The organism is Ferruginibacter sp., assembly GCF_014377975.1.
Taxonomy (GTDB): Bacteria; Bacteroidota; Bacteroidia; order Chitinophagales; family Chitinophagaceae; genus Ferruginibacter.
Window position 1 is genome coordinate 1 of sequence record NZ_JACMOO010000335.1, and the last position, 7,135, is coordinate 7,135.

The 7,135-nt window shown below is 41.5% G+C and carries 5 protein-coding genes; all 5 read left to right on the forward strand.

The annotated features are described in order from the left end of the window. The first annotated feature begins 377 nt into the window (after positions 1-377). The gene (fdhD, locus tag H7254_RS16560; RefSeq protein ID WP_301934027.1) at positions 378-1,226 is read left to right on the forward strand and encodes a formate dehydrogenase accessory sulfurtransferase FdhD; all 849 of its coding nucleotides are present in this window, start codon (positions 378-380) and stop codon (positions 1,224-1,226) included. A 13-nt stretch (positions 1,227-1,239) separates the two neighbouring features. Further along, complete coding sequence (locus tag H7254_RS16565; protein WP_301934028.1) at positions 1,240-1,614, forward strand: hypothetical protein; 375 nt, start codon at positions 1,240-1,242, stop codon at positions 1,612-1,614. A 354-nt stretch (positions 1,615-1,968) separates the two neighbouring features. Beyond that, positions 1,969-3,927 carry an FdhF/YdeP family oxidoreductase gene (locus H7254_RS16570; protein ID WP_301934029.1) on the forward strand — a complete coding sequence of 653 codons (1,959 nt, stop codon included), beginning with the start codon at positions 1,969-1,971 and terminating at the stop codon, positions 3,925-3,927. 118 nt (positions 3,928-4,045) lie between these two features. After that, positions 4,046-4,540, forward strand: a complete 495-nt coding sequence (locus tag H7254_RS16575) for a CIA30 family protein (RefSeq protein WP_301934030.1) — start codon at positions 4,046-4,048, stop codon at positions 4,538-4,540. A 1,019-nt stretch (positions 4,541-5,559) separates the two neighbouring features. Continuing rightward, a partial coding sequence (locus tag H7254_RS16580; protein ID WP_301934031.1) for an ABC transporter ATP-binding protein occupies positions 5,560-7,135 on the forward strand: 1,576 nt, incomplete at its 3' end.

Genomic DNA, 7,135 nt, shown 5'->3' on the forward strand with positions numbered 1-7,135 from the left:
GACTCTAATCAAATACCGGCCATATCGGTGCCGTGCTATCTGCATATAAAATCTTTGAGGATAAAACTTTGTGGTGTTTGGCTGCTATTATCCCTTTTTACCCTCTGCTACCATGAACATTTTTGTAAGCAATATTGTTAACAATACACAATTGGTTGCTTTTATAATTACATTGTTAATCTCTACGAATCCCTGTTTGCTTTTTATATTGCGCCAAATGAAGGTGGGACAAAAAATTTTACAAATGGAAATTATTCGCTGTGATATTTTTTGCTTCAAAAGCTGGCATGTCGGTTCTTCAATTTTTTAGCTGCCAGAATAAAAAGTGTTGATGCCATAGAAGAAATGGAAGCAGCACAGTAACAATTTATAAAATAATGAACAGCACAATACACGACCCATCAGTTACTGCCGTTGATATTACCAGGATTACAGCATCCGGCGCCATGCAAACCGCAGACATGGTAGCAACAGAAGAGCCCCTGGAAATAATGATGGCCTGGCAGCAGGATGGCAGCACGATCCATAAGAATATATCGGTAACCATGCGCACACCAGGCAATGATACATCACTTGCAGCAGGCTTCCTTTTTACAGAAGCTATTATTAAGAATGCCCCGGATATAAAAGAGATTACAAGCTCCCCCTTTAATTTTAATAAGATTTTGGTAGTCTTACACGAGGGTATCGCACCCAATCTTCAACAAACTGACCGGAATTTTTATACTAGTTCCAGTTGTGGTGTGTGCGGTAAAGCGAGTATAGATGCTATTAAGACAGTTTCAGCATTTAGAAACTTAAAAAGTAATGCAACAATTTCTGCTAAAACATTGTACCGTTTACCCCAGGTGTTACGGGAGCAACAGCAAACTTTTGATCAGACTGGTGGCTTGCATGCTGCAGCACTGTTTACCACGGAGGGTTCCATTATTTTTTTACAGGAAGATGTGGGCCGACACAACGCACTGGACAAATTGATTGGTACATCCTTGATGAAAGACATGCTTCCGCTTTCTTCAGATGTTTTACTGCTGAGCGGCAGGGCCAGTTTTGAATTGATACAAAAAGCCACGATGGCTGGCATTGCAATAGTGGCTGCAGTGGGGGCACCTTCCAGCCTAGCCGTTCAGCTGGCAGAAGAGGCCGGCATAACCTTGGTGGGGTTTTTGCGTTACAATGGTTGTAATATTTATTCCCATCCCGAACGGATAATTTTCCCCGGGTAAAAATAAAATAATAATGAAACTTAGATTAAAAGGTAATGCTGTCAGGTTCCGGCTTTCACAAACGGATGTTGAAAACCTGGCAGCAAAAGGATTTGTAGAAGAAATGATTAATTTTTCTAAAGACCTAGCCTTTTCTTACCGGTTGGAGTTAAATGAAGATATCTTAAAACCTGTTATCAGCTATGCTGGAAATACAATTGCGGTATTTATGCCTCAACATTTCACAAACGGGTGGCCTGGCAATAATATAGCAGGTATCAGTACTCTTCACACAACAGAAGACGGCACTGAAATATTTATATTAGTTGAAAAAGATTTTAAGTGCCTTGATGATACAGAAGAAGATCAATCGGACAATTTCGCTAATCCCAAATTAATGAAGTTATAATGGACGAGCAACAAAAACACGATGACGCAGAAAACCCCGAAACTTTTACTGGTTTAGAAAAGGGATCTATAAAAAAAGAGGCTGCTGGTATACCAGCCGTTATCTCCAGCTTTAAACAAACCTTTGGCGAAGCAGGTGTGCTTAGAGGATGGAAAGCACTTTTCAACCTGAACAAAAAAGGCGGTTTTGACTGTCCAAGCTGTGCCTGGCCCGACCCTGATGATGACCGCTCTGCCATTGCAGAATATTGTGAAAACGGCGCAAGAGCTGTGGCAGAAGAAGCCACCACCAAAAAATTAACACTGTCATTTTTTACAAAGAATGCCGTGGAAGACCTTGCCGCCTTATCAGATTATGAAATTGGCAGAAAGGGACGTATTGCACAACCTATGTATCTGGCAAAAAGTAGCCACGCATTACCAGCCTGTTACCTGGGAGGCTGCTTTTACAAGAATCGCACACAGGCTCAACAGCCTCGCCTCGCCCAACGAAGCTATCTTCTACACATCTGGCAGAACCAGCAACGAGGCCGCTTTCTTATACCAGTTATTTGCAAAAGAGTATGGCACCAACAATTTGCCTGACTGTAGTAACATGTGCCACGAAAGCACTTCAACGGCGTTGGGAGAATCTTTAGGCCTGGGCAAAGCATCTATTAAACTGGATGATTTTGAAAAAGCAGAAGTGATCATAATCATGGGGCAAAACCCCGGCACAAATCACCCACGCATGCTAACGGCTTTGCAGAAAGCTAAAAGGAACGGCGCTACCCTCATCGCTGTAAACCCTCTGCCCGAAACCGGTTTGATGGGTTTCAATAATCCACAAACTGTAAAAGGTATCCTGGGAATAGATTCGGCGCTCACAGATATTTTCATGCAGGTAAAAATCAATGGCGATATGGCCCTGCTGCAAGCCTTGGAAATATTGCTGTTGCAGGAAGAGTTGCTTGAACCGGGCAGCACTTTAGACAACACATTCATTGCAGAAAAAACGAGTGGCTTTGATGCGTTGAAAGAACACCTGCTTACGCAGGACATACAACAGCTGAGTATGATCTGCGGTATTGACATTGCCCAATTGAAAGAAGTGGCAACTGTATTAAAAAATAACCAGCGCATCATTATTTGCTGGGCAATGGGTCTTACTCAACAGAAAAATTCAGTAGATACCATCAAAGAAATCGTGAACCTCCTGCTGATGAAAGGAAGCATTGGCAAACCTGGTGCTGGTACCTGCCCGGTTCGTGGTCATAGTAATGTTCAGGGCGACAGAACAGTAGGTGTTTTTGAAAAACCAAGTAAAGAACTGCTTGAAGGAATTGAAAAACTTTATCAGTTTACACCACCGTCTGCACATGGATATGACACAGTAAATAGTATTCATGCAATGCACGAAGGAAAAGCTTCCGTATTTTTTGGAATGGGCGGAAACTTTCTTTCCGCCACACCGGATACCACTTACACAGCGCAGGCTATGCGCAATTGCCAGATGACGGTACATGTATCCACCAAACTAAACCGTAGCCACCTGGTACATGGTGAAGAAGCTTTCATATTGCCCTGTTATAGCCGCAGCGATCAGGATCATACAGGAGGTAAGGAACAATTTGTGAGTTGCGAAAATACTACCGGCGTGGTGCAAATGTCAAAGGGTGTGTTGAAGCCGGTTTCAAACCAACTGATGAGCGAAACAGCCATTGTGTGCGAATTAGCAAAAGCCACACTGGGCAAAAAATCAAAAGTGCCCTGGGAGCAGTATATAAATGATTATGATGAAGTACGCAACGCCCTGGAAAAAGTATTGCCGGAAATCTTTATCCGTTACAACGAAAGAGTTAGATTACCGGGTGGATTCTACCTGCCCAATCCAAACCGGGAAGGCGTGTTTGATACCGATATAAAAAAAGCGCTGTTCCACGTTGGAACGGTGAAGTATAATCCCTTGCAGGATAATGAACTGATGATGATGACCATCCGGGCGCACGACCAGTTTAACACCACCATCTATGGATTAAACGATCGTTACCGCGGTATATACAATGAACGAAGGGTAATTTTTATGAACCAGGCTGATATGAATGTCCGTGGTTTAAAAGAGAAAGACGTAGTGGATATCTTCAACCATGATGATGGTATAGAAAGAGCAGCCCATCGCTTTTTGGTGATAGCATATCCAATACCGAAGGGATGCTGCGCCACTTACTATCCTGAAACCAATGTGCTGGTACCTATCAGCAGCGTGGGCGTAAAAAGCAATACGCCTACTTCAAAAGAAGTAAGGGTAACTATTCAACGACAGCAGCCGGCCTAACTCTGCAAACATTTTTGGTCTGTATTTGTTGAAGATGATTTAATAAGTAGCAATGCATTAAGCTACATAAATGTTTTGTATGATGATGACAAAGCTTTTTTCAACAATATTTTATCTAATGATGAATACGTTAATGATATTTCACTTTACAAAAGATGCCGCCCTGCAAAACTGGCACGTGGTAGATGATTCGGTGATGGGTGGCGTATCCGCAGGAAAGCTGGGTGTGAATGACGAAGGTCATGGTATGTTTCAGGGACATGTGTCGCTGGATAACAACGGTGGCTTTTCTTCCATAAAATACATTGCGGGCAATACTGAGCTAAAAGGTTACAGTAAATTTGTAATAGTGCTAAAAGGCGATGGCAAAGCTTATCAGTTTAGGGTTAAAACAAAAAGTAGCCAATATTACTCCTATATATTCAACTTTACTACTACCAACAACTGGCAAACCATCGAGATCCCTTTTATCAGTATGGTTCCTTCCTTCAGGGGCCAAACCCTTGATATGGCCAACTTCCCCGGTGATTACCTGGAAGAAATTGGCTTTTTGATCGGCAATAAAAAGGCAGAAGATTTTAAATTGGCTATCGACAATATCAGCGTACAATAAAATTACTTTTCATTTATAATACGTAGATATAAAATGTTTGGGGCAGCGTTCAATAATAATCCACCGCAAAATGTACAAAAACCCGTAGATTTTTTATGGGGAAGTAAAAATAAAATATTTTAGTAAGTGCAAGTAAGTAACAGTAAATCGTGTACTGTAATACCAGTTGAAAATTGTGCTACTTTTAGCAGTGAAAGACCTGCAATACCGGCCCTGTTAAGCCATTCACTTTTACGTTCAACTGGTATGGTAAGGATGTTAATGTGTACGAATTTTCTAAAATACCTTCGTTCATAAAATGCATCATCAACCAATGGTTACAGTAATTCACTTTTGTGTTTTATACAGTTGTTTATTGTAGGCAACAAAACTGACATCTTCTATTTTGCCAACCATAAAGTGCAGCATTTTTCTTTTAATGGTAACTCCATCTGGTTAAGGTGAGGCTTTTTACAAAGTAATTTCCCTGAATAGTGCTTTTCAACAAAAGTTATCACTACTTTTTTTTTAAATTTTATGTTTCATTCCTACCCATGTTATCGCCCCTTTAGAGTGACAGAAAATTACTGAGTTTTTTGTATTCGTTTTATTCCGTGCACCGTTCATGGAGAATCTGCGATAGAACGTAAAAATTCGTATATTTTTTGTGAGGAGGTTTAAAAGTACACCAGTTTATCCTTGGAAATACCAGCGATGCCAGTCCACTCCCACCATTCAATTTGTAAGCACGGGTATAAAATAAATCCAGGATTATTTTTAAACATGCAAAGTTTTTTCCGGAGGAGACAACCTAAAACAAATCCGGTTTATGCATTTTTATTTTCACCGAAAGTCTAATCCAAATTGAATACCAATGCAACTATCCATCGCTCAATTAATCCAATTTTGTAACTGCTAATAACACCTGTCCACCGTGCCGGTATTCTTTACCGCCAAATTAATCATCGCCCTTTATCAATCTTTAAAGAACAAATCTTATTCAAAGTTTACCTTTGATAATATTAAAAAAACAATGTGCAATGAGTGAAGCAAAACAGTCCGTTACCTTAAAGCAGGCTTTCAAAGAATTTATCTGGCCACGCAGAAAGATCGTTTTTGTTGGACTGCTGTTAATTGTAGTGAGCAGACTGGCAAGCCTGGTATTGCCCGGTGCTACAAAATATCTGCTGGATGATGTGATTGTAAAAAAGGATCTGCACATGCTGAAAGTGTTGATTGCGGTGGTTGCCGGATCTATTTTAGTGCAGTCGGTTACTTCCTATATGCTTACAAAAATTTTAAGTGTAGAAGCGCAACTCCTGATATCTCAATTAAGAATTAAGGTACAGAAAAAAATTCTTTCGCTGCCCATTAGTTATTTCGATAACAACAAATCGGGTGCGTTGGTAAGCCGGATTATGAACGATGTAGAAGGCGTACGCAACCTGGTAGGCACAGGGCTGGTTCAGTTAATAGGAGGCTTACTCACGGCGGTAATTTCGTTGGTACTGTTGATAAAAATTAGCCCGATGATGACTTTTTATGTGTTGGTACCGGTAGCACTATTTGCGGTAGTAGCAGCAAAAGCATTCACCTATATCCGCCCGATTTTTAAAATGCGGGGTGTTATCAATGCAGACGTAACCGGACGGCTTACTGAATCCATAAATGGCGTTCGGGTAATAAAGGGATTTAATGCAGAAGAACAGGAGAACAAGACTTTCGAAAAAGGCGTAGAACAATTATTTTTAAACGTAAAAAAGAGCCTTACTTCCACTGCCATTATTACCAGCGCTGCAGCCTTGCTGTTGGGTTTGGCCTCTGCAGGTATTATGGGTATTGGCGGTTACATGATCATCCAGGGCAAGCTTACTTTTGGTGACTTTATTGCGTTTACACTTTACCTTGGTTTTATGATTGCGCCCATTGTGCAGATGAGTAATATCGGCAGCCAGCTTACCGAGGCATTTGCCGGGCTTGACAGAACCCAGGAAATTATGAATATGGCTCCTGAAAATGATGACGTTGCCCGAACCATCCAATTACCATCCATAAAAGGTGATATTAAATTTGAAGATGTTACCTTCTCCTACGAGCATGGAAAAGAAGTTGTAAAGGGCATCAGCTTTGATGCGCCTTCCGGATCGGTTACGGCCCTGGTAGGTACTTCCGGTTCTGGCAAAACAACCATTGCCAGTCTTGCGGCTTCCTTCATTACGCCAGACTCCGGCACTATCACCATTGATGGAATTGATTTAAGTAAAATAACCTTGAGTGAGTATCGAAAAAACCTGGGTGTTGTGTTGCAGGACGACTTTCTTTTTGAAGGCACCATTCGTGAAAATATTTTATTTGCACGTCCGCAGGCGGGAGAAGAAAACCTGGCAAAAGCCGTGAGCGCTGCCTACGTGAATGAATTTACCGACCGTTTTGAACTCGGGCTGGATACCGTTATTGGCGAGCGGGGTATCAAATTATCGGGTGGTCAGCGCCAGCGGATTGCGATTGCAAGGGCGATACTGGCCGACCCTAAAATTATCCTGTTAGATGAAGCCACCTCCAGCCTGGATACGGAAAGTGAAGCCTTGATTCAGCAAAGTTTAAATGAATTGATGA

Coding starts and splice junctions, on each gene's coding strand:
- H7254_RS16565 (WP_301934028.1), top strand. CDS start 1,240: ATGAAACTTAGATTAAAAGGTAATGCTGTCAGGTTCCGGCTTTCACAA.
- H7254_RS16575 (WP_301934030.1), top strand. CDS start 4,046: ATGATGAATACGTTAATGATATTTCACTTTACAAAAGATGCCGCCCTG.
- H7254_RS16570 (WP_301934029.1), top strand. CDS start 1,969: ATGAAATTGGCAGAAAGGGACGTATTGCACAACCTATGTATCTGGCAA.
- fdhD (WP_301934027.1), top strand. CDS start 378: ATGAACAGCACAATACACGACCCATCAGTTACTGCCGTTGATATTACC.